Origin of the sequence: Acetonema longum DSM 6540 (genome assembly GCF_000219125.1) — a bacterium.
Taxonomy (GTDB): Bacteria; Bacillota; Negativicutes; order Sporomusales; family Acetonemataceae; genus Acetonema; species Acetonema longum.
The window spans coordinates 1-579 of record NZ_AFGF01000103.1; the positions used below are offsets into that span (position 1 = coordinate 1).

Genomic DNA, 579 nt, shown 5'->3' on the forward strand with positions numbered 1-579 from the left:
GCGGGAAAGCCCCGTTCTTTTTTATGGCATTATGACATTAAAGAGGATGAATCCGACTGTGATTCGCTTTTCTTGTTTAAAAGATAATGATCAATGCTGTACTTGCCGGGCCCAACGAAGATCGCTGCGAAAAAGCTGAAGCCATTTTCAAAAGACTGGGAGGCTTTGGACAGGCCTTTGCCGGTCATCATCTGAGTGGTAAAAGCAGTGAACATGGTGAAGAACAGAAGGAAAGCGCCGACGCGATAGAAGAGGCCCAGGAGGAGCATAATGCCGCCGAAAAATTCACTGAAAGCAGCCATAAAGCCCCAGAAAGCCGGGAAGAAAGTAATGCCGAAGTTAGCCATAGTTTTGCCTAATCCTGCCCATCTTTCGGGGCCGCCGATAATTTTCGGCCATCCGTGCCACATGAACATGCCGCCCAGAACGATACGAAATGCCAGCAGACCGAAGTCAACGTACTTGCCTAGAAATTCAAATATCCTTATCATGGAAAATCCTCCCTACGAAGTATGAATCTTTAGAACTATTAACATTATATCAAGATACAATATCAATTGCAAATGATAAGTAATATCA

1 protein-coding gene is annotated in these 579 nt (G+C 44.6%); it reads right to left on the reverse strand.

The genetic code is table 11. The features are described 5' to 3' along the window. Positions 1 to 29: 29 nt before the first annotated feature. A complete protein-coding gene (locus tag ALO_RS11545; RefSeq protein WP_004095985.1) occupies positions 30 to 491 on the reverse strand; it encodes a DoxX family protein in 462 nt (153 codons plus the stop codon). Positions 492 to 579 lie beyond the last annotated feature (88 nt).